General features: G+C 55.5%; 1 protein-coding gene. It reads right to left on the reverse strand.

All coding sequences use genetic code 11. The features are described 5' to 3' along the window. On the reverse strand, nt 1-382 hold a 382-nt coding region (locus tag V6D41_RS21450), incomplete at both ends, for an AMP-binding protein (protein WP_333519572.1).

Raw genomic sequence — 382 nt, forward strand, 5'->3', positions numbered from 1 at the left:
GTTTAAATAGCCTCTGGCAACACCCGATCCGGCGATGTACAGTTCGCCGGCGACACCGCAAGGCTGTACGGCTAAATGCGGATCTAAAACATATAAACGCGCACCGGGTACAGGCTTCCCGATCGGAATCCGCAAGCGATCCCTGTCCCGCTCTGGGTCCAATACGTAAAATGTCGCGTCTACCGTTGCTTCTGTCGGCCCGTAGCCATGGATCAGCGAAACCTGCGGCAATAAAGAAGCAAAACGGGCCGCCGTATGGGGCGCAAGCGGTTCACCTCCGGCGAATACACGCTTCAGGCTTGTCCCGTCACCCAGCGATTCCATTTCCGCTTGATCCAGAAAGCTGTTCAGCATAGCCGGAATAAAATGAACCGTCGTCACT

The organism is Bacillus sp. 0102A (assembly GCF_036765155.1).
Taxonomy (GTDB): Bacteria; Bacillota; Bacilli; order Bacillales; family Bacillaceae; genus Bacillus; species Bacillus subtilis_G.